Below are 25,161 nucleotides of genomic sequence, written 5' to 3' on the forward strand. Positions count from 1 at the left end.
CCCCACGGGCGTCGCGCGTGCAGTCGGCGAGGTCGGTCAGGCGCGGAGCGCGTCGGCCGCCTCTCGTGAGGCTGTGCGTGCAGCCGTGAGCAGCGCCCCGGCGTCCGGTCCCGCGGCGAGGACGCCGCGCGACGAGGACGCGAGCACCTGACGACGAGCGTCGCCGAACACCGCGGCGAGCTCGGCCGCGCCCGCGCCCTGCGCACCGACACCAGGCGCCAGGAGCGGGCCGTTGACGGCAGGCAGGTCCACCCCGGTGTTGCGGGCCGCGTCACCGATGGTCGCGCCGACGACCAGACCGATCGAGCCGAGCGGCTCGATCCCCTCGTTGAGCGCAGCGGCCTCGGCGGCGATGCGTGCGGCGACCGACCGGACGTCGACCCCCGCGCCCGTGCGGGCGTGCTGGACCTGAGCCCCCTCCGGGTTGGACGTGAGGCACAGCACGAACAACCCGCGCCCCGTCTCGAGCGCGGCCTCCACGGCAGGGGTCAGGGACCCGAAGCCCAGGTACGGGGACACCGTCAGGGCGTCGCCCGCGAGCGGCGAACCGTCCCGCAGGTAGGCGTCGGCGTACCCGGCCATGGTCGAGCCGATGTCCCCGCGCTTGGCGTCGACGATCGTCAGCGTCCCGGAGGCGCCCGCCGCCGCGGCGGCCGCGAGCACCTCCTCGAGGGCCGCGACGCCGCGCGAGCCGTGCCGCTCGAACAGGGCCGACTGCGGCTTGAGCGCCGCGACCTGCCCGCCCACGGCGTCCACGACCCGCAGGCCGAACTCCCGGAGCCCCGTGGCGTCGTCGGGCAGGCCCCAGGCCGCGAGCAGGCCCGGGTGAGGGTCGATGCCCACGCACAGCGGACCGTGCGCGTCCATGGCCTCGGCGAGCCGCTCCCCGAAGGGGCGGCGCGCCGCGCTCGCAGCGCTCACGCGTTCGCCTCGGCCTTGCGCGCGGCCGTGGCGGCCGTGTGCTCCTGCAGGCTCCACACGTCGAACGGGCCCGCGAGGACCGCCTCGATGCCCTGGACCGCGGCCGCGAGCTGCTGGGTCGTCGTGACGATCGGCTTGTCCGCCGCGGTCGTGGCCGCACGGATCTCGTAGCCGTCGGCGCGCGCGCCCTGGCCCGACGGCGTGTTGATGACCATGTCGACCTTGCCCTCGGTGATGAGGTCGACGATCGTGGGCTCGCCGTCGGCGCCGCGGCCCGCGGAGAACTTGCGCACGATCGTCGCCGGGATGCCGTTGCGGCGCAGCACACCCGCGGTGCCCTGGGTCGCGAGGATCTCGAAGCCCATCTCCGTCAGTCGCTTGATCGGGAAGACGATCGAGCGCTTGTCGCGGTCCGCGACCGAGACGAAGACCGAGCCCGAGGTCGGCAGGCCGCCGAACGCCGCGGCCTGCGACTTCGCGAACGCGCGCGGGAAGTCGCGGTCGAAGCCCATGACCTCACCCGTCGAGCGCATCTCCGGGCCGAGCACGGTGTCGACCACGACGCCGTCGGTCGTGCGGAACCGCTTGAACGGCAGCACGGCCTCCTTGACGGCGATCGGCGAGTCGAGGTCGAGGTGCCCGCCGTCGCCCTCGGCCGGCAGGACGCCGCTCCGGCGCAGGTCGGCGATGGACTCGCCGACCATGACGCGCGCCGCGGCCTTGGCCAGCGAGACCCCCGTCGCCTTGGAGACGAACGGCACGGTGCGCGAAGCGCGCGGGTTCGCCTCCAGGACGTACAGGACGTCCGAGACGAGCGCGTACTGCACGTTGAGCAGGCCGCGCACGCCCACGCCCTTCGCGATGGCCTCGGTCGAGCGGCGGATGCGCTCGATCTCGGCCTCGCTCAGCGACACGGGGGGCAGCACGCATGCCGAGTCGCCCGAGTGGATGCCGGCCTCCTCGATGTGCTCCATGACGCCGCCCAGGTACAGCTCGGTGCCGTCGTAGAGCGCGTCGACGTCGATCTCCATGGCGTCGTCGAGGAAGCGGTCGATGAGCAGCGGCGCGGGCAGCGAGCCCGTCGTCGTGCGGTCGTCCGTCGCGGCGGCGTGCAGCGCGCGCTCGACGTAGCCCGTGAGCTGCTCGGCCGAGTACACGATCTCCATGCCGCGCCCGCCCAGCACGTAGGACGGGCGGACCAGCACGGGGTAGCCGATGCCCTCGGCGACCTCACGGGCCTGCGCGAGAGACGTGGCCGTGCCGAACGCCGGCGCGGGCAGGCCCGCCTCGGCGAGCACGCGGCCGAAGACCCCACGGTCCTCCGCGGCGTCGATCGCCTCGGGCGAGGTGCCCAGGATCGGCAGGCCCGCGTCCGCCAGACGCTGCGCGAGCCCCAGCGGCGTCTGGCCGCCGAGCTGCACGATAACGCCCGCGACCGGGCCCGCGGCGAGCTCGGCCTGGTACACCTCGAGCACGTCCTCGAACGTCAGCGGCTCGAAGTACAGGCGGTCCGAGGTGTCGTAGTCGGTCGAGACCGTCTCCGGGTTGCAGTTGACCATCACGGTCTCGTACTCGCCCTTGAGGGCGAGCGTCGCGTGCACGCACGAGTAGTCGAACTCGATGCCCTGCCCGATGCGGTTCGGGCCCGAGCCCAGGATCAGGACGGCCGGGCGCTCGCGCGGGGAGACCTCGGTCTCGAGGTCGTACGTCGAGTAGTGGTACGGGGTCTTCGCCTCGAACTCGGCCGCGCACGTGTCGACCGTCTTGTAGACGGGGCGGACGTCCAGCGCGTAGCGGACCTCACGGACCGTCGACTCCCCCGCCGCGCCCATGCCGCGCAGCTTCGCGACCTGCGCGTCGGACAGGCCGTGACGCTTGGCCTGGACCAGCACGTCGCGCGTCAGGGCGTCCGCCTGGGCGACCTCGGCCGCGACCTCGTTGACGAGCTGGATCTGGTCGAGGTACCACGGGTCGATCTTGGTGGCCTCGAAGACCTGCTCGATGCTCGCCCCGGCGCGCAGCGCCTGCTGGGTCGCGATCAGGCGCCCCTCCGTGGGACGGGCGATCTCCACCAGCAGCGCGTCGAGCTCCTCGCCCGAGACCGGCTCGCCGTCCCAGTGGAACACCGCGCCGCCCTTGTCGATCGAGCGCAGCGCCTTGCCGAGCGCCTCGGTGAAGTTGCGGCCCATCGCCATGGCCTCGCCCACCGACTTCATGGTCGTCGTGAGCGTGTCGTCCGCGGCGGGGAACTTCTCGAACGCGAACCGCGGCACCTTGACCACGACGTAGTCGAGCGTCGGCTCGAACGACGCGGGCGTCGAGCCCGTGATGTCGTTGGGGATCTCGTCGAGCGTGTAGCCGATGGCGAGCTTCGCGGCGATCTTCGCGATCGGGAAGCCCGTGGCCTTCGACGCGAGCGCCGACGAGCGCGACACGCGCGGGTTCATCTCGATGACGATGACGCGCCCGGTCTCGGGGTGCACCGCGTACTGGATGTTGCAGCCGCCCGTGTCGACGCCCACCTCGCGGATGACCGCGATGCCGATGTCGCGCAGCTTCTGGAACTCACGGTCCGTGAGCGTCAGCGCGGGGGCCACCGTGATCGAGTCGCCCGTGTGGACGCCGACCGGGTCGACGTTCTCGATCGAGCAGATCACGACGACGTTGTCCGCCGTGTCGCGCATGAGCTCGAGCTCGTACTCCTTCCACCCGAGGATCGACTCCTCCAGGAGGACCTCGGTCGTGGGCGAGTAGTGCAGGCCCTGGCCGACGATGCGGCGCAGGTCCCGCTCGTCGTACGCGATGCCGCTGCCGAGGCCACCCATCGTGAAGGACGGGCGCACGACCATGGGGTACCCCAGGGAGTCGGCGGCCGCGACGGCCTCCTCGATCGTGTGGATGATCTCCGAGCGGGCCGACTCGCCGCCGCACTTCTCGACGACGTCCTTGAACTGCTGGCGGTCCTCGCCCTTCTCGATCGCGGCGATGTTCGCCCCGATGAGCTCGACGCCGTACTTCTCGAGCACGCCGGCCTCGTCGAGCGCGATCGCCGCGTTGAGCGCCGTCTGCCCGCCCAGGGTCGCGAGGACCGCGTCCGGGCGCTCCTTGGCGATGATGGTCGTCAGGACCTCGGTCGTCAGCGGCTCGACGTACGTCGCGTCCGCGAACTCCGGGTCCGTCATGATCGTGGCCGGGTTCGAGTTCACCAGGACGACCCGCAGGCCCTCCTCCTTGAGCGCCCGGATGGCCTGGGTGCCCGAGTAGTCGAACTCGCAGGCCTGGCCGATGACGATCGGGCCGGACCCGATGACCAGGACGCTGTTGATGTCAGTTCTGCGAGGCACTGGTCAGTTCTCCTTTGCGGACGTCGACGGCGTGGCGGCCGAGAGGCCGGCGGCAGAAGCCGCGCCGGACGTCATGAGGTCGAGGAAGCGGTCGAAGAGGTAGGCGGCGTCGTGCGGGCCGGCGGCTGCCTCCGGGTGGTACTGGACCGAGAACGCGGGGATGTCGAGGCACTCGAGCCCCTCCACCACGTCGTCGTTGAGCCCGACGTGCGAGACGACGACACGGCCGTAGCGGCCGCCGTCGTGCGGCGCGGTCGCCTGCTCCCCGATGGGGGCGTCGACCGCGAAGCCGTGGTTCTGGGACGTGATCTCGACCTTGCGCGTCGCGAGGTCCATCACGGGCTGGTTGATGCCGCGGTGGCCGTACGCGAGCTTGTAGGTGCCGAAGCCCAGCGCGCGGCCAAGGATCTGGTTCCCGAAGCAGATGCCGAAGTACGGCAGGCGGCGGTCGAGGACCTCGCGCAGCAACGTGACCTCGTGCGTCGCGGCGCTCGGGTCTCCCGGGCCGTTCGAGAAGAACACGCCGTCGGGCTCGAGGGCCAGGACGTCCTCGATCGTCGACGCCGAAGGCACGACGTGCACGCGGATCCCGCGCTCCGACAGGCGCTGCGGCGTCATCGACTTGATGCCGAGGTCCACCGCCACGACCGTCTTGAGCGGCTCCTTGCCGGCGAACTCCCCCGAGGGCTCGACCACGTAGGCCGTGGGGGTGCTGACCTCGCGGGCCAGGTCCGCCCCGGCCATCGCGGGGGCCGAGCGGACGAGCTCGACGAGCTCCTCGGTCGGGCGCCGGTAGCCGTCGCGCACGAGCGCGTCGCCCGAGAAGACACCGGCACGCATCACGCCCCGGTCGCGCAGGTGACGGGTCAGCGCACGCGTGTCGACGTCGCTGATCCCGACGACGCCCTGCTCGACGAGCTCGTCGGTCAGGGAGCCGGCCGAGCGCCAGTTCGACGGGCGGCGCGCGGGGTCGCGCACCACGAAGCCGCTGACCCAGATCTTGCGCGACTCGGGGTCGTCGTCGTTGACCCCGGTGTTGCCGATGTGGGGTGCCGTCATGACGACGATCTGCCGGTGGTAGGACGGGTCGGTCAGCGTCTCCTGGTAGCCGGTCATGCCGGTGTTGAAGACGATCTCGCCGAACGTCGTGCCGCGGGCCCCGTAGGCGCGACCGGTCAGGGTCGTCCCGTCCTCGAGGACCAGGACCGCGGTCCGGTCGGTGTCCAGGGCGTCCGTGCTGGGGGTCGAGATGCTCACTGCTGCGGCTCCTTCGAGTCGTCGTTCGGTGCGCTGTCGGCGGCGGGAAGAAGCTCGCGGACTGCGTTCAGGAGGGTGGCACGGTCCGGGGCGAGCTGGGTCCGGAGTCCAGTATCCAAGCGGGTGGCCGGGGCGTCCCCGACCGCGGGCACCGTCCACGTCAGCACGACCAGGCCGTCCTTGCCGACGTACTTGCCCGCCATGCCCGGGGCCAGCGTCACGGCCTCGAGGGCGCTCGCGGCCAGGAACAGGTCCGGGGCGCCCTGTCGGGCGATGAGGACCCCGCCGCGGTGCACGGTCACGGTCGCGTTCGACCGGAAGCCGAGGCGGTGGGCACCGACGCGGGCGAGCCAGTCCCCCGCGAGCGTGCTGGACACGTAGACCGCGGTGAGCGGCCCGGCGACGACCTCGCCGAGGTCGCCGTCCGGGACCGCCGGCGGGGCCGGGACGGTCTGGGCCGTGCGGGTCGTCAGGCGCTTGAGACCCACGAAGACGACGGCGAGCAGGACCAGGCCGATGACGACCCAGATGCCGACCGCGACGGGCAGGGGGAGGTTCACGAGCGGACCCCCGCGACCTGCTCGACGGGCGCGCCCTCCAGGACGGTCGCACGACCGCGCAGGAACGTCGCGACGACCCGGCCAGGGAGCTCGTGGCCGTGGAAGGGCGTGTTGGTGCTGGCCGTGGCCTGCGAACGCCCGTCGACCACGCGGCGGGCCGCCGGGTCCACGAGGACCACGTTGGCGGGCTCGCCCACCTCGAGGGGGCGACCCTGCGCCGTCGGGCCCTCGTCGATGCGGCCGATGCGCGCGGGCGCCGCCGACAGGACGCGTGCCACGTCGGCCCAGGTCATGCGGCCCGAGTCGACCATGGTCTGCTGCACGACGCTCAGTGCCGTCTCCAGGCCGGTCATCCCGAACGCGGCCGCAGCCCACTCGCAGTCCTTGTCCTCGCGCGTGTGCGGCGCGTGGTCGGTCGCGACGATGTCGATCGTGCCGTCCGCCAGGCCCTGGCGCACGGCCTCGACGTCCGCCGCGGTGCGCAGCGGCGGGTTGACCTTGAACGTCGGGTCGTAGTCGCGCGCGAGCTCGTCGGTCAGGACGAGGTGGTGCGGCGTGACCTCCGCCGTGACGTCGATCCCTCGGCCCTTGGCCCAGCGGATGATCTCGACCGAGCCGGCCGTGGACAGGTGGCACACGTGCAGGCGCGAGCCCACGTGCTCGGCGAGCAGCACGTCACGCGCGATGATCGCCTCCTCGGCGACCGCGGGCCAGCCCGCGAGGCCGAGCTCGGCCGAGACGACGCCCTCGTTCATCTGGGCACCCTCGGTGAGGCGCGGCTCCTGCGCGTGCTGGGCCACGACGCCGTCGAACGCCTTGACGTACTCCAGGGCGCGGCGCATGAGGATGGGGTCCCACACGCACTTGCCGTCGTCGGAGAAGACGCGCACGCGCGCGGCCGAGTCCGCCATCGCGCCGATCTCGGCGAGCTGGTGGCCCTCGAGGCCGACGCTGACCGCGCCGACCGGGTGGACGTCGACCCAGCCCGCGTCGCGCCCGATGCGCCACACCTGCTCGACGACGCCCGCGGTGTCCGCGACCGGGGTCGTGTTGGCCATGGCGTGCACGGCCGTGAAGCCGCCCACGGCCGCGGCGCGCGTGCCCGAGACGATGGTCTCGGCGTCCTCGCGGCCCGGCTCGCGCAGGTGCGTGTGCAGGTCGACGAGGCCGGGCAGGGCGACCAGGCCGGTCGCGTCGACGGCCGTCTCGTCGTCCGCGACAGGGCTGTGCGCCGCGCGGACCTCGGTGATGACGCCGCCCGCGAGGACGAGGTCCACCGGGTCGGCGCCCAGCGGGGCCGCGCCCTGCAGGACGTAGGTGGGGTTCGTGGTCTGCTCGCTCATTCGAGTCCAGCCCTTTCCTTCGATGCGTCGCCCGCGAGGAGCAGGTAGAGGACGGCCATGCGGACCGCCACGCCGTTGGCGACCTGCTCGACGATCACCGCGCGCGGTGAGTCGGCGGCCTCGGCGGAGATCTCCAGGCCGCGGTTCATGGGGCCGGGGTGCATGACGATCGTGTGGTCCGGCAGGAGCGCCAGGCGGCGCCCGTCGAGGCCGTAGTTGCGCGTGTACTCGAGCGGGTTGGGGAAGAACGCTCCCCCGCCGGCGCCCGAGCCGCTCATGCGCTCGCGCTGGACGCGGAGCATCATCACGGCGTCGGGGGCGGTCTCGGCGAGGACCTCGTCGAGGTGGTACGACACGTCGCACGGCCACGTCTCGACGCCCACGGGCACGAGTGTGGGCGGCGCCACCAGGGTGACCTGCGCGCCGAGCGTGTGCAGCAGGTGGACGTTGGAGCGCGCCACGCGCGAGTGCAGCACGTCGCCCACGACCGCGATCCTGAGGCCCGCGAGGTCCTGACCGGTCGGGTCGCCGACGATCGACGCACCCGCGGCGCCGCGCCCCACGAGGTGACGACGCATCGTGAAGGCGTCGAGCAGCGCCTGCGTCGGGTGCTGGTGCATCCCGTCGCCCGCGTTGACGACGGCCGCCTCGACCCAGCCCGCGTGCGCTAGCGTGTGCGGCGCGCCCGAGGCCTGGTGGCGGATCACGACCGCGTCGGCGCCCATGGCCTGGAGGGTGAGGGCCGTGTCCTTGAGGGACTCGCCCTTGGAGACGCTCGAGCCCTTGGCCGAGAAGTTGATGACGTCGGCCGACAGGCGCTTGGCCGCGGTCTCGAACGAGATGCGGGTGCGCGTCGAGTCCTCGAAGAACAGGTTGACGACCGTGCGACCGCGCAGCGTCGGGAGCTTCTTGATCTCCCGCGACTGCGTGGCGGCCATCTGGGCAGCCGTGTCGAGGATGCGGATGGCGTCTGCGCGCGCGAGGTCCGCGGTGGACAGCAGGTGCTTCATCGGGTGCCCTCGCTGGAGGTGGAGGTGGGCCGCTGGCTGATGAGGACGGCGTCGGTGACGGGTTCGCCGGTCGCGTCGTCGGGGCTGCCGTCGGTCTCGACGAGGCGCACGCTCACGCGCTCGGACAGGGACGTGGGCAGGTTCTTGCCCACGTAGTCGGGGCGGATCGGCAGCTCGCGGTGGCCGCGGTCGACCAGCGCGGCGAGCTGGACCGCGCGGGGGCGGCCGATGTCGCTGATCGCGTCGAGCGCGGCCCGGATGGTGCGACCGGAGAACAGCACGTCGTCGACCAGGACGACGACCTTGCCGTCGATCCCGGACGCGGGCAGGCGCGTGGCGCCGATGGTCCGCACGGGGTGCCGGTGGAGGTCGTCGCGGTACATCGTGACGTCGAGCTCGCCGACGACGTCCGCGGGCACCAGGCCGGGCTCGATCGTCGCGAGGCGCTCGGCGAGGCGCTCGGCCAGGGGGACGCCGCGCGTCGGGATGCCCAGGAGGACCACGTCGTGCGCGCCCTTGTTGCGCTCGACGACCTCGTGGGCGATGCGGGTCAGTGCCCGCGCGATCTCGGCTTCGCCGAGAACGGTGGTCACCCCGTCCGAGGGGTCCTCGGGGGTGACGGTCGGTTCGGAAGATGGCACAGCAGGCCCAGAACTCATTCTGGTGACCTCCTTCCCCGCCTCACGGGACGGGTGTTAAAGGAAATCTGACGCCTTCACCCTACCCCTCGCCCGGACCGGGGCCGCGTGCTTCTCACGGGCTGGGCGGGCGTCGTTGATCACACCGGGGCCGCGGGCGCGCGGCGCCTCGTGGGCCAGGTGCCGACGGGTGCCGACAGGGCCTTCCACGGGGCCGCACGCACGTGTGGCCGCCCCCCCCCGCGGGGGGGTGGGCCCCGCCTCCCCCTCCTCCGCCCCCTCCCTCCGCGGTCCGGCGACCCTGCACGAGCTGCGGCGGGACCGTCGCGGACGACGGCTACTGCGAGCAGTGCGGCGAGAAGGCCCAGGTCGAGCGCGACCACTGGGCCGAGCAGCCCACCCCCTGGGTCGCGGGCGTGTGCGACCGCGGCATCCGGCACTCGCGCAACGAGGACGCCATGGCGCTCGCCGCGTCGGGCGACCCGGCCACGGTCGGGCGGTTCGCGGCCCTCGTGGTGTGCGACGGGGTCTCGGCCGCGCCGGACTCGGACGTCGCGAGCCTCGCGGCTGCGCGTGCGGCCCGCGACGTGCTCGCGTCCGGCGGGCCCGACGGCGCCGCGCCCGTCACGGGCGACGTCACCGAGCGCATCCAGGCGTGGCAGGCTCTCATGGTCGCCGCGTCGACGACCGCGAACGACGCCGTCCTGGTCGCGGTGGGCGACAAGGCCGAGCGGGCCGAGCCGCCGTCGTGCACGTTCGTCGCGGCCGTCGTCGACGGCCCGCTGGTCGTCGCGGGGTGGGTCGGCGACTCGCGGGCCTACTGGATCCCCGACGCCGGGACGGCCCGCCAGCTCAGCGTCGACGACTCGTGGGCGCACGAGCTCATGGCCATGGGCACCCCGCGCCACGTCGCCGAGAACGCGCCCCAGGCGCACGCGATCACGCGCTGGCTCGGGCCCGACTCGACCGACCCGGCGGCCCGCTGCGCCCCGACCGTCCCCGACTCCTCGGGCTGGCTGCTGGTCTGCTCGGACGGCCTGTGGAACTACTGCTCCGCGGCCGACGACCTCGCGGACCTCGTGCGCTCGACCGAGGCCACGACGGGACGCGAGCCCCGCGCCCTGGCCGCCGAGCTCGTGCGCTGGGCCAACGCCCAGGGCGGCCGGGACAACATCACCGCGACCCTTGCCCGTTTCGAGGCGCTCGCCGCCTCGGACACCTCCGATAACCTGCACACAGACGCTTTCTCGGGCGACGAGCCCGCGACGCACGCCCTCTGATCCACGAAGGAGCCCAGAACCCATGGCCGAGTTCTCCGCCGAGGTCTTCCAGAACGAGTTCCTGTCCGAGGGCGCCACGGATGTGCACGCCATCGTGACGGTGACCGCCCGAGGGGCAGGTCAGGCGGGGGCGGCGACGTCGGGCGGCGGCGTCGCCGAGATCATCATGGTCGACACGTCCGGCTCGATGTCCGGGCGCAACATGGAGTCCGCCAAGTACGCCGCGCAGGTCGCGGTCGACCAGATCCTCGACGGGACCTGGTTCGCGATCGTCGGCGGCAGCCACGTCGCGCAGCGCGCGTTCCCGTACCCCAACGCGCGCGTCGCGATGGTGCAGATGGAGCCCGCGGCGCGTGAGGAGGCCAAGCGGGCCATCGCCATGATGAGCCCGTCGGGCGGCACCGCGATGAGCACGTGGCTCCAGCTCGCGGCCCAGCTGTTCGACACCGTGCCCCAGGCCGTCCAGCGCCACGCGATCCTGCTGACCGACGGCAAGAACGAGTCGGAGCCGCGCGAGAACCTGTCGCAGGTCGTGCGTGCCGTGACCGGGAGGTTCCAGTGCGACGCGCGCGGCGTCGGGTCGCGCTGGCAGGTCGACGAGCTGCGCGAGATCTCGACGGCCCTGCTCGGGACGGTCGACCTGATCGCCGACCCGAGCGAGATCGCGGCCGACTTCTCCTCGCTCGTCCAGAAGTCCATGTCGCGCGGCGTGGCCTCCGCGGACCTGCGCGTCTGGGCCCCGCAGGGCGCCCAGGTGCTGTTCGTCCGCCAGGTCGCCCCGACGGTCGAGGACCTCACGACGCGCCGCGCCGTGGTCAACCCGCTCACGGGCTCCTACCCCACGGGCTCGTGGGGCGACGAGTCGCGCGACTACCACGTGGCCGTGCGCGTGGCCTCGAAGCCCGTGGGCTCCGAGCAGCTCGCGGCGCGCGTGCAGCTCGCCGTGAACGGCGAGGTGGTCTCGTCGGGTCTCGTGAAGGCCAAGTGGTCCGACGACGGCGCACTCACCACGCGCATCAACCCGGAGGTCGCGCACTACACGGGTCAGGCCGAGCTCGCGTCCGCGATCCAGGAGGGCCTCGCGGCCAAGGCGGCAGGTGACGAGGCGACCGCCACGGTCAAGCTCGGCCGCGCCGTCCAGCTGGCGGCCGAGACCGGCAACGACGAGGCGACCTCGCGCCTGCGCAAGGTCGTCGAGATCGAGAGCGAGGAGCAGGGCACCGTGCGCCTCAAGCGCAACACCGACAAGCTCGACGAGATGGCCCTCGACACCGCCTCGACCAAGACCACGCGGGTCAAGCGATGAGCGCGATCTGCCCCAACGGGCACGCGTCCGAGTCGACCGACTACTGCGACGTGTGCGGCGAACCCATGGGGGCTGCGAGCAGCGCGTCGGCGGCCGTGGCCTCCGGGTCCGTCGGGGCCGCGGCCGGTGCTGCCGGCACTGGTCGCGCGGCTGCGGGTGGCGAGCCCATCACGTGCCCGCACTGCTCGTTCCCGGCCGCCGCCGGAGCCCTGTTCTGCGAGAACTGCGGCTACGACTTCACGACGGGCTCGCTGCCCGAGCCCGCTGGGGCGCCGTCCGCCGCGACCCCGGGCTCGGTGGGTACGGCTGCACCGGGGCCGCTCGATCCCCCGGCGTCGTCGCTCGACCTCGACCCGGTCGCTCCCCCCGCGGGGTCGCCCGCTGCCGCGCCGTCGGCGGACCCGCTGTCGGCCCCGGCGGCTCTCACGCCGCCCGTCGGGGACCCGGAGGCGGGTGACTCGTCGTCGGCCCCGGTCGCTGGTGGAGACCCGGGAACCGGACCCCTCGTCGCTCCTGGAGATCCGGGTGCTCCCACCGGCCCGGCAGAGGGCGAGGCGGCGTCCGCGCGGACGGGAGCGACGCCGTCGGGCACGGGGACGCACCTGCCCACCCCGCACGTGCCGGGCGAGGACCAGTGGGTCGTCGAGGTGTGGATCGACCCCGACTGGTACCAGGCGCAGAAGGCCGAGGACCCGCTGCCATCGGCCGGACTGCCCGGCCTCGTGGTGCTGCGCGAGCGCAGCGTCCTGGTGGGACGCCCGTCGGTGTCACGCAACATCCACCCGCAGATCGACTGCGGCGCCGACACCGGCGTCTCGCGGCGGCACTGCCAGCTCAACACCGACGGCCAGCGCTGGTGGGTCGAGGACCTCCAGTCGTCCAACGGGACCTACCTGAGCCCCGCGGGCGGCGAGCTGCCGATCGACCCCATCCCCGCCGGTCAGCGCCGCGAGGTCGCCGACGGCGACCGCATCTACCTCGGCGGCTGGACCCGGCTCGTGATCCGCAAGGCGCTGCCTGGGGAGGTCTGATGCGTTCGCAGCGGACTTAGGCACAGGCCAAAGGTCAGATGACGTCACGGCCCACAGCAGGGACTAGTTCCGCAAACACAGATGACACGCACTAACCAACAGCCAAGCCGCGTCCCGGATCTTGCGGCGAATCGCGGCCGGTGGGATGCCCTCGGCCGGGGCTTCGACTGTCCCTCGCGTTCCGCGCGATCGGCAGCAGCCGCGCCAGATGCTCAACGCTGGATCGCATCTAATAGGTAGCATCGATGACGACGCGTATCACTTCTGCTTCGTCTCGACGGTCAAGCAGCACATCCTCCCGACGCTATCCAACAACGTTCAAGTCACAGATCCTAAATTGGGAGCAAGCACTCTAACAGACCGCATCACTTTAACCACCGGAACAGAGGCGCCGAAACTCCCATTTGACACAAATATGCACCCCAAATGCAACACCCAATGCGAAAGCACTTCTCGGCCAGTTGAAGGCCATCGAGAATTCACCTCTACACACGAAGGAAAAGCGATGTCGTTCACATCGATTTGGAACCGAATCAACTCTTTACAAACAACACGATCAAACCATCACTGGCAGCATTTCTGCGAAGTCACCGCTCGCTTTCACGACATTCGGATAGCGGCAGGGTGACCCGACCTGTGGATTCCATGACAAGAGTGGGGGCCGTCGACGTCCACTACAACGAACAGGGTGGAGCTCGGGCGGCCCTGGTGGTCTGTCACGAGCTGACGTTCTCGAAGATCGAGGCCGAATACGCCGCCGATATTCATCGAGTGGCACCCTACATACCCGGCGCCCTTTTTGAACGGGAACTTCCCTGCATCCGCTCCGTCCTGGCGCTCGGCCCAAGTCTCGATCTGCTCATAGTTGACGGGTATGCAACCCTTGACCCTCAGGGCCGCCCCGGACTCGGCGCTCACACGTCTTGCGCAATCGGCATACCTGTAATTGGTGTCGCAAAGTCCCCATTTCGCACCGCAACGCACGCCGCCAATGTTACGCGTGGAACCGCAACGCGACCACTCTACATCACGGCAACTGGTATTGATATCTCCGAAGCCGCGCGAATTGTCGCCTCCATGGCTGGGTTAAATCGTATTCCAGACGCACTAGCAAGTGTTGACCGACTCGCGCGTGGACACAGACTCCCGAAGCGACCGACCACACCGACGTAAGCAAACTCAACCACGGTCGATCAATCTGGTTCCAATCCTGGCGATGCCTCCACGATTGCATCACGGATCAAGTCAGCGAAATGCGGCGCCACGACCTCTATCACCTCGAGGGCATTGTCACGCCCCCAGCCGTCGTGCACTATTGCCCATCTCGCAAGCAGCCAAAGCCCCTCACGTGTGCGATTCCTGCAGCGCTCTCGCAACTTGGAGTCCTTCGCCGAGGTTCCGCTAGCAATGAAGAACAATAGATCCAGGATCCGCCCACTCCGCCAAGGTGGTTGTTCTTCCGCTAGAGCTGCAAGCAGAACGGACACCGCAGGTTCGGCCGAAGAATAGATCGTCCCCTGCGAAAATATAAACTCTTCAATCTCGCTCCACGCTTCAGAAGCCTCCTGCGCGTCTGAACTTGCCAAGAGTGCGCGCAGCGCTCCTCCCACCCTAGTCGCGGGGCCATTTGCCACTTCATAAGTCGACCAATTGACGTCCTCTATCAGTCGGTCAGCTAGCCGGCTCACTTGTGCCCCCATGGTCCACCTGGCGCTCCCCGCGTACCGGGCGGAAAGAGGGACTCAGGCAAAATCTGGCAGCTTCCGCACACCGTTCCCTCAACCCATTCCGGACCCTGTTCCGGATCCAGTGTGCGCCACCCAAATGGGCGACTCATCTGGACGCCAGGCATCCGTTCCTGAATGCGGATCTCTGTGTGCACACCGTCCAGGTTGCCAACTGTCTGCAAATTTCCATCTGCATCACGATAGCCAACATACCATGGACTGCTCCTATCAGGAGCGCCATTTGGCTTATAGACGGGAGCAGGATTCGGCACCTGGCTGGCCAAGTCCCGGGTCGCCTTATTCAGGCGCGAAACAGCGGGGCCGATCTTAAAACCTCTATAGATATCACCGCCGATAGGGAGGAAACTTGCCGCGCTCTCAGTAAATCTTGCCACGTCACGTTCCCGCGCAGCACGGTACATGCTGTAGCCATCGGCAGCCATCCCCACCGGGCCGGGAATCATGCCGGCAGCATCGAGAGCCGTGCGCCGATACTGCTTGAACAATCGATTCTTGGCAGGCTGCAACTTCAGTTCTTGGCGCCGATGCTCTCGGTACTGGGAGGGGTTGACGATAAATGTGTTCGAGATTCCCATTTTGGGCTTGTGGACCGTACCGATTCCAGTTCTCGAGTTGTACTCGTACGCCTGGTTGCAATCCCGGTAGTCGACACGCCCGCAGTAGATGAGCCCCGTCGGGTCGGAGTAGGTCGTGGGGTTGTTGTTCGAGTACGCGTACCCGTTCCACTGCTGCGGGTCCGTGAGATCCATGAGCGGGTCGACCGAGATGAAGCGCCCCGTCTGCGCGTCGTAGTAGCGCGCACCGACCTGCGTGAGCCCTGTGGAGTCTGTGGGCTTGTTGAGGAATCCGCGATCCCCGACCCAGGTGGATGCCGCTGCGCCCCGGGGGTTCCCATACGGGTCGTGGTAGCGCCGCGTGAGCTGGTTGGTCGAGTTGTTGATCGAGATCTCGGCTGTGGCGTGGTGGTCACTGATGAGCGTCCGCACACCCGCCGAGCCGTTCGCCGTCCGGGAGGCGACGGTCTTGCCGGCGAACGAGTAGTACCGCATCCCGGTGATGGTGCTTCCGGTGAGCTTGAGCTCCTGTCCGCCGGGCAGGTAGACCGTGGTCACCCCGTCCTGGTGACGAACGAGGCGCTGTCCGTCGGCCGAGTAGATGTACTCGTCCGATGCCTCGGTCCCCTCTTTGAGGGAGTCGAGCTTGCCCTCGGCGTCCCAGGTCAGCGTCTGCGGAGCCTCGCCTGCGAGGTTCCGCGTGAGCAGGTTGCCCGCAGCGTCATAGGTGTAGGCGTCGGTCGTGGGTGCAGTCGGCGCCGAGGCGGTGTGGGTGACGGTCTTCAGCGCGTGCGGCTGGTTCGCACCGGCCGCCGGGTAGGCGTACGTGCTCCTCCTGTCACCCGTACTGGTGTGCTGGGTGCTCGTGGTGCGGTTGCCCACCAGGTCGTGCGTGTAGCTCGTCCAGTAGGGAGCGGGGCCACCGAGGTTGGCCACCGTGCGGCCCGCAGACCCACAGTCAGCAGTCTTCGGGGTCCACGCCTCCGTCAGGCGACGGAGCGCGTCGTAAGCGAAGCACTGCGTGTCGGCAGGCTTGCCGGGCGGCGCGTCCGCGATCGAGGTGATGTTTCCCGCGTCGTCGTAGGCGTACGAGATGTCGAGGTCATACGTCGTCTTGTCCTCACGCTGGAGCCAGGTCTGATCCGCTCGGCGTGTGCCGTGCTCGTACGAGAAGTTGAGCATCTGCGACTTCCCCGAGCCGAGGTCGAGCACCAGCGGCTCACCGTATGGCGAGTACTGACTGCCCGCGACGTACACGCCCCACCCGATGCCGCCAGCCATCCACTCGGGAACGGACCTGTTGTCGAAGTAGGTCGTGACGGTCTCGGCGCCCAGCGCACCCGCGGCAGGGTACTTGGTCGTCTTGACCTGCCCGTCGACCGTGTAGGTGTACTCCGTCTTGTGCGTACCCGCAAGGACACCCTCGACCGCGGGCAGTGTGACCGCCTGACCCAGGGGGCGCCCGGCCGGGTCGTACCCCGTCACCGCGGTGACGTACTTCGACGCTCCCTCGTGCCGGGTGCTGGACGTCAGAAGCCCCTTGGCGAGCGTGTCGTAGACCCACGAGGAGCGCAGGGTGCCCTTGTCGGTGCTCTCACGCAGCTCGGTCTTGCGCCCGAGCTGGTCATAGACGGATGCCAGGACGACACCGCGAGCGTCCGTGGTCGTGAGCAGCTGACCCGCGTCGTCGTAGGTCGAGGTGGTCGTCCCCTTGTCCGGGTCGGTCGCCGACGTCTGAAGGCCCCGGAGGTCGTAGCCGTAGGTCCACTGGTTGCCCGCGGGATCGACGACCTTGGTCAACCGCCCAGCCTGGTCGTACGTGTAGTTCGTGGCCTGGCTGGTGCCCGTCGGACCCGCGCCCGTGTACTGCAGCAACGAGGTCGTCCGACCGCGGGCGTCGCTGATGGTCGTGGTGGGGACGGCCCCAGCAGGCGGATCAACGCTCACGCGGTCGCCGCCGTAGGTCGTCGTGGTGCGCCACCGGTCCTGCTCGGCGACCTGGAACACCGACGACGTCGGTCGGCCCGCGCCGTCGAAGGTCGTCTTAGTGCGCGCCGGGACTGCCGTCGTCGGGACGACGGTCGTCGTTGCCGGTGCGCCCGTGGTGTACCAGGGGGCGTTGGTGGTCGTCGCGAGGCCACGCGAGTCGTAGATCGTGTCCGTGACGACGCGTCCGGCGTCGGTCCGTGAGGCCGACGGCGCCTGCGTCTGACGTGAGCGCAACAGGCCGTCGAAGAGCGCGACCGAGGTCTGGTACGTGCCGTCGTGGATGAGGGACTCGGACGTGACGGCGTTCGAGCCCGCCGTCACGATCTTGTAGGTGTACTTGGCGCTCGGGGTGTCCGTGCCCTGGACCCGACCAGGCTGCCAGACCTGGGTGAGACGTCCCAGCGCGTCGTACGTGCCGCTCGTGACCTTGCCGCTCGCGTCCGTGACCTTCACGGGAGTCCCTCTCAGGGGCTCGACGTCAGTGGACACGGTGTGGGCGGTCAGCGGGCCCGAGCCGTCAGGGTCGGGACTCGTGGTGGTGGTCTTCGTGACCGGTCCGCCTGTCGCCGGGGTGTAGGACGTCGTCGTCGTGCGGCCGAGGGCGTCCGTCGACTTCGTGACACGACCGTGGACGTCGTAGGTGCTCGTCGACGTCGCCACGTACTGGGGCGTCGCGCCCGCATATGCCTTGAGGTGCTCGGTCCTGGTGACGAGCCCCTTGGTCGGGGCTGCGCCGTAGCCTCCGCCGTCGAACGACGAGCGAACGTCACCGATCACGTCGACCGGGCGGGACGGGGCGGTCGCGCAGTTCTTCGCGACCGTCTCGGTGCGCATGACGGTGCTGAGAATGTTCAACTCGACGTTGCGGTTGTACTCGGTCCGCGTGCACTGGTCGTCCGCCGAGCTGGAGACGTCGCCCTGATCGTCGACCTGTGTCGGCATCCCGTACTGGTCGAACGAGGTGACCGTGCGCGTGGTCCGCTTGCCGCCCGCCAGTGCGGGTGCGGTCGTGCGGGACTCGACCGTCTCGATACCGACGTACCGGGAGGATGTGCCGTCAGCACCCGTCGCAGTCACTCCCGAGGCCCACGGAACGCTCAACGTTCCCGACACCTCGGCAGCGCCGTCGAAGACGATCTCCTCGCGGGTCATCCCGTTGAACCAGTCGTGGTCGACGATGCCGTCGACGCTCACGCTCTTGGCTCCGCCGGCGGCGTTGGCCCGGTCGCCGTTCATCCCGCGGAAGAAGCGCGAGCGCGTCTTGAGCTGGTTGGTGGTCGAGTCGCCTGTGGTCACGTCGACCGTCGCGTAGCCCCTGAACTGTCCCCAGGTGCGCTGCTTGACGGGGACGAGCGCGTTGTCGTCGTAGTGCCACGCCGCGTCGCCCACGTAGGAGTACGAGGTGACGGTGGCCTGCGACTGCGAGTCGTTGCCGCTCGCGACGATCGAGGACACCAGATACTTGTGGAAGTACTCCATCGTGGAGCCGATCCCGCCCTCGGGATCCCAGAAGACGGGGAAGCACCGGCGGGTGTTGGACTCGGGCGCCGCCGGGGTGTTCCCGGAGGTGCAGTCCTGCGGCGTGTAGTTGACCGAGACCGTGCCGCCGGACTCCGTGTTGATGGCGATGATCCGGTAGCGGTTCATCGCGGGGCCGATGTCCCCGAGCGTGTCCACCCGGTTCGCCTTCTGCTCCCCGACGAACGTGACCTTGGGCAGCGTGACCGCCGTACCGACGTGGCCGGTCCGTTCGATCGACGCGAGCCACAGGACGGCATCGGTGCCGTCGCCAGGATCGGGGAACTGGTGACCCAGGGTCCATGAGTCGACACTGCGGTAGGTGGAGCCGTCCAGCACCTTGGTCGTGACGGTCGTCAGACGCTTGCGCGTGAAGAACGCCGGCGACACCTGCTGAGGACAGGTCGACGAGGACGTGCAGATCAGGTCGAACGGGACGTCCGGCCACTTGGCGGCGTTGGCCGTGGTCAGCTGGGCCGGGTCACACGTGACGCTGCCCGAAGGGAGGCAGCGCTCGGCCACAGTGAACTCGACACGCGCCGGCGCCTTGGTCGCCTCGGCGCCCGCGCGCTGGCCGTAGTCGATGCTGACCAGGTAGCCGCCCCGGTCGTACGACGACACCGCGGTGTTGAGGTTGCGACCGTAGCTGTTGGTCTCCTTCGCGTACGTGTAGGTCAGCGAGTTGCCACCAGGATCGACGACGTAGTCGAGGTTCCAGCGCCACACCTGGTTGCAGGACGAGTTGGCAAAGGCCGCCTGGTAGCAGGGGTCTCCCGGGTGGTTGCCGAAGACCGGGACTGTCCAGGCCGAGTTGAGAGAGGCGGTGTCCGCAGCGGAACGCTTGTCTCGGCCGAAGAAGTACTGGGTGCCGTCACTCGTGGTGACCTTCCAGTACTCACCGTTCTGCCCCGCGTTCCACGAACCGGTCAGCCGCTCGATCTTGGTGCCGTCGTCCTTCTTGGGCTTCCACGCACCGCTCGCAGCATCCTTGACGAGCTCGACAGCACCACCGTTGAGCGCCAGCGTCGCGTTGTCCGACTGCCAGCAGAGGTCCCCCGTCTTGCGGGACGCATTGTTGGCCGCGCCCGCCATGTCGTCGGCGCACGCGACGTACTTGCGTTCGACGTACCCGGAACCGAGGTCCCAGCCGTCGCCGATCCACGACGACTGGTTGTTCGTGCTCGACACGCGTCCGTCGACGGCGCCCGACGAGTAGGACAGAGCGAGCTCCGGCTCCGGTCCTCCCGGTCCCGCGGGGACGGCCATCGGATAGGACCAGACGAAGTCGCCCGTCTGCTCGGAGACCTGCCAGGTCGCCGAAGGCGAGAGGGAGGTCGCAGACCAGTTCCCCGTCGAACCTGACGTCCCGGCCGTGACAGCGAGCACGCCCATCGCCGCGGGTGCGACACGCGCGGTCACGACCCCTGCTGTGGCGTCGTTCGTCGATTCGAGGGCGACCTGCTCGCCACACCCTGCCCCGGGGGACGCCAGGTCGCAGTCGGGAAGGGACACGACCTGGAGTCGTGAGGCCCAGTCGCCGCCGAATGCTCCGGCGAAGCCCGAGTAGTCGATGGACACCTCGAGCGTCCCGACGACGTCACCCTCGGCAGCGGGCTCGACGCTCAGCAGCAGTCCGTCGACGTCGGCCTTCTTCGTGGCGTCGCGATCCGCCACTGCCACCTCGACCGGGGCAACCGGCGCCTCGGTGGGCGGAGCATCGCCCGTGGCTTCCTGCCCCTCCTCATCGGGGACTGCCGCCACGGTGACTGGGACCTTCGGGAGCTCGGCCTCGACCGGCTCGCCGCTGATCGGCACGTCGACCGTCGCCGCGCCTCCCTCGGGCCACTCGACAGGGGTCGTGGGGCTCGACGTGCGAGGTGCACGGGCCGGCTTGTCGACGGGTGGCGCGTCCTGCGACGGAATCACCTTCTCGTCGTCGCGGTCCGGCCACAACGTCTGGCCGTGGGCGCGCCGCTCCTCGGCGGACCAGGACGACCTGTCGGCTGCCCGGAGCTCATCTGCTCCCGCTGCAGGAGCACCGGCCAGCGTGATCACCAGCGAAGCGATCACCGCCGCGGAGATGCCGAGCCGTGCTGACCGACCGTTGTTCTTCACCATCGAGGTGCCTTTCGCTCCTACCGAGCCCAACCGAGGAATTTCGTTGCTCTTCACGAGTCACCCTGTCTTCTGGCACGCACGGCGGATCTCGTCGATCGACACGATCGAGTCGTAGACCCGAACGTCGTCGATCGCTCCGGACCAGTTCTCGCCGTGGGCCCCGGCCACGAGACCCCGGCCCACCTGCAGAGGGCCCCCGCTGCTCCATGTGACGGGCCCCAGGGGCGTCGTTGCCGCGCGTACCGGCTCGCCCGACTTGGGCGCCTCAGGCGTCCCCAACTCGCAGACGTAGAGGCTCACCGTCCCTGCCACCGCGTCGCGCACTCCCGTCAGGTGAACCCAGGACTCGGGCTCCACCGCGGCAGAGCCCGACGCGATCGCAGGATGGGCGCCGGACTCGTCCTGTGACGCCCAGAACCCCCAGCACGTCGCCACGCCGCCCGTGCAATACGGACTGCCCAGCCGCCCGAGCTTGAACGCACCGTAGCTTTGGCCGTCCTGACTGACCGCCACTCCGATTCCCGCGAGGTCCTTCGCCTTGACGAAAGCCATGACCGTGTAGCTGCCGCTCGTGTTCACCACCGGGCCCGTGGTGTGTGCTGTGTCAGAAGCCGCGTCGAACACGAGTGCCCGGTCCGAGGCCTCTCCAGCGAAGTCCGCCAGCGGCCCACCACCCCACTGCACCGACGGCGACAGGCCGAGTACACGTCCACCACCGGACGAGTCCGCAGCAACCGCGCCCGCGCCCTCGTCCATGCGCCACGAGCCGCTCGTCCCGAGGAAGTTCACGCTGAAGCGGTAGGTGCGCACAGGGCTCGTGTTGCCGGCGCGGTCGACGGCCTGCACCAGGAGTCTCTGGGAGCCCACCCCGTCCGGTGTGAACGAGATGTCCGCCGCGTTCCAGTTGCCGACGCCGGTCGTCTGGTTCAGGGAGTCGGAGTTGAAGGAGTACTTGTACGAGACGACGTCCGGGGCACCGTTCGAGCCCAGGGTGAAACGGCCCATCTGGCCGATCCCGCCCGAGATCTGGTTCTCTGGATACGTTGCGGTCCCGCCGGTGGCGATCAGCACCTCAGGCAGCGGCGGCGGTGTCGTGTCGACAGTGAAGTCGCAGAACACGCCCGGGCCCCATCGGTTGTACGGGGAGTCCATCCCGCTCGCCGCCCAGCGATAGCTCTGGCCGTCTTGAAGCACACCTGCCGGCACGGTAACCGAGTGTGCGCTGCCGGATGCTTGAGGAGCCGTCAGGGGATGTGCCCACAACAGGGCGTTGTCGCTGTAGCGAAAGACGTTGAAGTTGCCCATGACAAGGTCGCCGTCGGGATCAGAGTTCACGGCGTGAAATGTCGGCGTCGTCGACCTCAGGTAAGAGTGATGAGGCGCGCTGACACAACTCGAGTCCGGGTTCGAAGTCCACTGACTCGACGGGGCGTTGGGCGGGCGGTTGTAGGTGATGGAGAGCAGCGCGTCGTTGCGGTACCTCTTCCACCCACCCATGGTGGACTCGTCGTTGGACGCGAGGCCGAGCGTCAACGTGGACGCGTTGTAGTCAGCTACCGCACGCGCACCCTCGGTCGCGTCGAACTCGACCCACCGTACCGGCTGGCCAGCACAGGACGGCTTGTGGGCGAGGAAGCGCTCCTGTTGAAGCGGACCCCAGTTGTAAGCGTGATTGCTCCACGTCGTGCCGCCGGAGATCTCCGAGACCCGGTACGCGCGGATCGACGTGGCAGTGCAGCTCCACGAGTGCGTCCCGACCACCGAGAACACTGCTGAGATCACGTCGGCGTTGTCAGCCGCCCCGACCGAGCCGACCCCGCCGAACTCCCAGACCAGGCGTTGCACGTTCCGCCGGCTGCACTCGGACGTGGCGGCCGGGTCGCACAAGCCCACGCCCTGATCGCCGTTGAACATGTACCCACCCGTGCTGGTGGGCCACCCGGACTGGATCATCGTCCATTCGTTGCGGCTGCCCGAGACGCTGGGGTCGATGTAGATGGGCCAGACGGTCTCGGGGTCGGCGATCATCTCGACGTCGGGGGTGATCGTCACCGCGTCGGGCTCGACGACGGCGGGCATCGCCGCGACCTCGTCACCCTCACGCGGCGCCTGGACCGGGTCACCGGCCCCCAGCCCCGACTCAGACTCGACACCGGCATCGGTAGCCGGAAGCGAGAACAGGCTCGCGCCCAGCGACGACGCCCCGGTCCGCAGCGCCTGCGGGGCAAACGGCGACAACGGAGCCGCCAGCGCACCCAAAGCAACACCGTCAGGGGTGCTGGTGGTATCGGCCGCCGAGTCCCACATCAACGGCGTCGGGGACGTGAAGACCACCTCGCCCGCACCGTCACGAGCGACGAACCCGCCCTCGTCCGAGACCACGCTCAACCCTTCGGTGGTCTGCACCGGGAACGACAACGACGCCAACGCCGGATTCGCCGCAGCCTGCGGGGACTCCACCCGCAGCACTTCCGAGAAACCCGTCCCGTCCTCATGCACGCTCACGACCAGGTCCACACCCTCGAACACCCCCGGGTAGGTCACCTGGGACCCCGCCACCACCGGCACGGTCAACGCGAACGGCGCATCAAAGACCAGCTCATGCCCATCGCGGGTAATCCGCGCCAACGGCTCACCCGCAGACCCATCCGAGAACGACATCTCCACCGCCGGCGCCACCACCCCCAAACGCCCAGCGTCCTCGACCACGCTCGTGTCGATGCCCTGCCACCCACCATTGACATCCGTACGCACCGCCACCGCAGAGGTCTCCACCCGCGTATGACCCTCCGGCGTCGCGAACACCGTGTCCCACGCCGTACGCTCCGCCACCACCTCCACCTCACGCCCACACGACGCAGCCAACACCGTCGCCTCCACGGCGGACGCCGCACCATCAGCACACGCGCTCGACGACACCGACGAGCCAGCAGAAGCAGAGGACGGCGCCGCAGCCGCCGCACTCGCGGGCACCACACCCATCGCGAGCACCATCGACAACCCCCACGCCACCACACCCCGCGCACGCAACACAGAAGACGCAGAAGAGACGGGAGACCCAGGAGACACCGAGGATGCAGACCGCGCAGAACGTGCGAAAGGGACACCAAAGAAGGACGACGAGACCACTGGCCACCGCTCCGTAAGGCCACGCACCCATCACCAGCGACAGGCACAAAACCGAAACCCTCACCCCCTGCGGGCGGGCCCCAGGCCGGCACTCAGCAAACACTCAGCCAGCGGTGGTGACCAGAAGATAGAACTAAACAAGACATACGTGCAAGTCCTCACTAACTCCTCGAGAGACGTCGCTCTCGCTCCGAGCGGCGCAAGTCCTCGCCACGATGCGCGCACTCTTGTAGATTCCCGACATGCTCCGCGGACCTCCTGGAGCCGGGCTGAGAGGTTTCCTCCAACCGCTTGTCGACTTCCACCACCACGCGCCGCTCGCGCTGGCCTGTTGCGTCGACGCATCTTCACCCTCGCGAGGGCCAGAGTGGACCCGTGCCACCCGGCACGACCCACCGATGCCCCGAGGAGCCCCGTGCCCCGCGCCGTACCCGCAGACCTGCCCGACGACGCTCACACCGACGAGTTCCCCGTCCGGCCTGTCTCGACGCCCCGTCCCGCGCACCCCGCGCCGCACCCCGAGTACGCGACCTCCCGCTGGAGCGTCACCGCATCCGACGCGGCCCGCATCGCGACGTTCGCCGCCCTGACCGCGGTCCTCGGCATGCCGGGGCCTCTGGCCCTGTTCGGCAACGCCGTCCCGATCACGCTCCAGACCCTGGGCGTCATGCTCGCCGGCGCGCTCCTCGGCGCGTGGCGTGGCGCGCTCGCGATGCTCACGTTCCTCGCGCTCGTCGCGGCGGGCCTCCCGCTCCTGTCGGGCGGCCGCGGCGGGCCGGGGGTCTTCGTGGGTCCGTCGGCGGGCTACCTTGTCGGCTTCGTGGTGGGTGCCGCGGTGATCGGGCTGATCGTCCAGCGGTTCACGACCCTGTCCTTCTGGCGTGTCCTGGCGGCGTGCGTCGTGGGCGGCATGCTCGTCATGTACGCCCTGGGCATCCCGTTGCAGTCGCTCGTCACGGGCTTCTCGCTCCGGACGGTCGCGACCGGTGCGCTCATGTACCTGCCTGGCGACCTCCTCAAGGCCGTGGTCGCGGCGTCGGTCACGGTCGGCGTGGTGCGCGCCTACCCCGCTGCGTCACCGCTGCGCCACGGTGTGAAGACGCCAGAGAACCAGCCCACCGCGAGCCCCGCGGCCTGATCGACCTACGATCCCCTCATGCCCGTCGCCCACGCCGTCATCGCGCACGCCCGCAGCTCCGCAGGGGGGCGCTGCGCGCTGCGCGCTCCGGACCGCTCCCGCACCTACCGTGCCCTCGCTGCGGACGTCGCGGCGGGAGCCGAGTTCCTGCGGGCGACCGGGACGGCCGTGGGCGACGTCGTCGCGATCTCCCTGCCCGACCCCGTCGACCTCCTCACGGCCCTCCTCGCGGTCGACCTCGCGGGTGCCACTCCCCTCGTCTGCGACCACTCGTGGT

Annotated in this window: 15 protein-coding genes; 6 read left to right on the plus strand and 9 right to left on the minus strand. The window is 69.8% G+C overall.

Translation table 11 applies throughout. The annotated features are described in order from the left end of the window. Positions 1 to 36 precede the first annotated feature (36 nt). The 7 genes from pyrF to pyrR are packed head-to-tail and all read right to left on the minus strand — an operon-like array spanning position 37 to position 9,094. On the minus strand, positions 37 to 921 hold the full coding sequence (pyrF, locus tag H9652_RS10270) for an orotidine-5'-phosphate decarboxylase (protein WP_318244093.1): 885 nt from the start codon (positions 919 to 921) through the stop codon (positions 37 to 39). Beyond that, positions 918 to 4,265: a carbamoyl-phosphate synthase large subunit gene (gene carB, locus H9652_RS10275; RefSeq protein ID WP_191796160.1), complete on the minus strand. Its 3,348-nt coding sequence runs from the start codon at positions 4,263 to 4,265 to the stop codon at positions 918 to 920. The genes pyrF and carB overlap by 4 nt, the downstream gene beginning before the upstream one ends. Positions 4,266 to 4,268: 3 nt before the next feature. Continuing rightward, positions 4,269 to 5,522 (minus strand): glutamine-hydrolyzing carbamoyl-phosphate synthase small subunit, encoded by a 1,254-nt coding sequence (carA, locus tag H9652_RS10280; RefSeq protein ID WP_138824395.1) that lies wholly within the window; start codon positions 5,520 to 5,522, stop codon positions 4,269 to 4,271. Continuing rightward, complete coding sequence (locus H9652_RS10285) at positions 5,519 to 6,082, minus strand: PH-like domain-containing protein (RefSeq protein ID WP_318244094.1); 564 nt, start codon at positions 6,080 to 6,082, stop codon at positions 5,519 to 5,521. The genes carA and H9652_RS10285 overlap by 4 nt, the downstream gene beginning before the upstream one ends. Further along, entirely contained in the window at positions 6,079 to 7,425 is a 1,347-nt protein-coding gene (locus H9652_RS10290) for a dihydroorotase (protein WP_191796161.1), read from the minus strand. The genes H9652_RS10285 and H9652_RS10290 overlap by 4 nt, the downstream gene beginning before the upstream one ends. After that, entirely contained in the window at positions 7,422 to 8,435 is a 1,014-nt protein-coding gene (locus H9652_RS10295; RefSeq protein ID WP_030151376.1) for an aspartate carbamoyltransferase catalytic subunit, read from the minus strand. The genes H9652_RS10290 and H9652_RS10295 overlap by 4 nt, the downstream gene beginning before the upstream one ends. Next, positions 8,432 to 9,094: a bifunctional pyr operon transcriptional regulator/uracil phosphoribosyltransferase PyrR gene (gene pyrR, locus H9652_RS10300; protein WP_191796162.1), complete on the minus strand. Its 663-nt coding sequence runs from the start codon at positions 9,092 to 9,094 to the stop codon at positions 8,432 to 8,434. The genes H9652_RS10295 and pyrR overlap by 4 nt, the downstream gene beginning before the upstream one ends. A 203-nt stretch (positions 9,095 to 9,297) precedes the next feature. Between pyrR and H9652_RS10305 the strand changes: the two genes are divergently transcribed. The 4 genes from H9652_RS10305 (at position 9,298) to H9652_RS10320 (ending at position 13,863) form a co-directional block, all read left to right on the plus strand. After that, positions 9,298 to 10,353, plus strand: a complete 1,056-nt coding sequence (locus H9652_RS10305; RefSeq protein WP_191796163.1) for a PP2C family protein-serine/threonine phosphatase — start codon at positions 9,298 to 9,300, stop codon at positions 10,351 to 10,353. 22 nt (positions 10,354 to 10,375) lie between these two features. Next, positions 10,376 to 11,659 carry a VWA domain-containing protein gene (locus H9652_RS10310; protein WP_191796164.1) on the plus strand — a complete coding sequence of 428 codons (1,284 nt, stop codon included), beginning with the start codon at positions 10,376 to 10,378 and terminating at the stop codon, positions 11,657 to 11,659. Then, positions 11,656 to 12,690 (plus strand): FHA domain-containing protein, encoded by a 1,035-nt coding sequence (locus tag H9652_RS10315; protein WP_191796165.1) that lies wholly within the window; start codon positions 11,656 to 11,658, stop codon positions 12,688 to 12,690. Before H9652_RS10310 ends, H9652_RS10315 begins: the two co-directional genes overlap by 4 nt. Positions 12,691 to 13,335: 645 nt before the next feature. Further along, complete coding sequence (locus tag H9652_RS10320; RefSeq protein ID WP_191796230.1) at positions 13,336 to 13,863, plus strand: endonuclease V; 528 nt, start codon at positions 13,336 to 13,338, stop codon at positions 13,861 to 13,863. A 511-nt stretch (positions 13,864 to 14,374) separates the two neighbouring features. On the opposite strand, the gene H9652_RS10325 is transcribed toward H9652_RS10320, so the two are convergent. Together H9652_RS10325 and H9652_RS10330 are read right to left on the minus strand one after the other, a co-directional pair. After that, positions 14,375 to 20,617 (minus strand): RHS repeat-associated core domain-containing protein, encoded by a 6,243-nt coding sequence (locus H9652_RS10325; protein ID WP_191796166.1) that lies wholly within the window; start codon positions 20,615 to 20,617, stop codon positions 14,375 to 14,377. A gap of 57 nt (positions 20,618 to 20,674) precedes the next feature. Further along, entirely contained in the window at positions 20,675 to 23,611 is a 2,937-nt protein-coding gene (locus H9652_RS10330) for a LamG-like jellyroll fold domain-containing protein (protein ID WP_191796167.1), read from the minus strand. 550 nt (positions 23,612 to 24,161) lie between these two features. Here H9652_RS10330 and H9652_RS10335 point away from each other — a divergent pair. Both H9652_RS10335 and H9652_RS19750 read left to right on the plus strand, forming a co-directional pair. Then, positions 24,162 to 24,884 (plus strand): biotin transporter BioY, encoded by a 723-nt coding sequence (locus H9652_RS10335; protein WP_318244095.1) that lies wholly within the window; start codon positions 24,162 to 24,164, stop codon positions 24,882 to 24,884. 18 nt (positions 24,885 to 24,902) lie between these two features. After that, on the plus strand, positions 24,903 to 25,161 hold a 259-nt coding region (locus H9652_RS19750), incomplete at its 3' end, for an AMP-binding protein (RefSeq protein WP_225228047.1).

This window comes from Oerskovia rustica (assembly GCF_014836555.1).
Classification (GTDB): domain Bacteria; phylum Actinomycetota; class Actinomycetes; order Actinomycetales; family Cellulomonadaceae; genus Oerskovia; species Oerskovia rustica.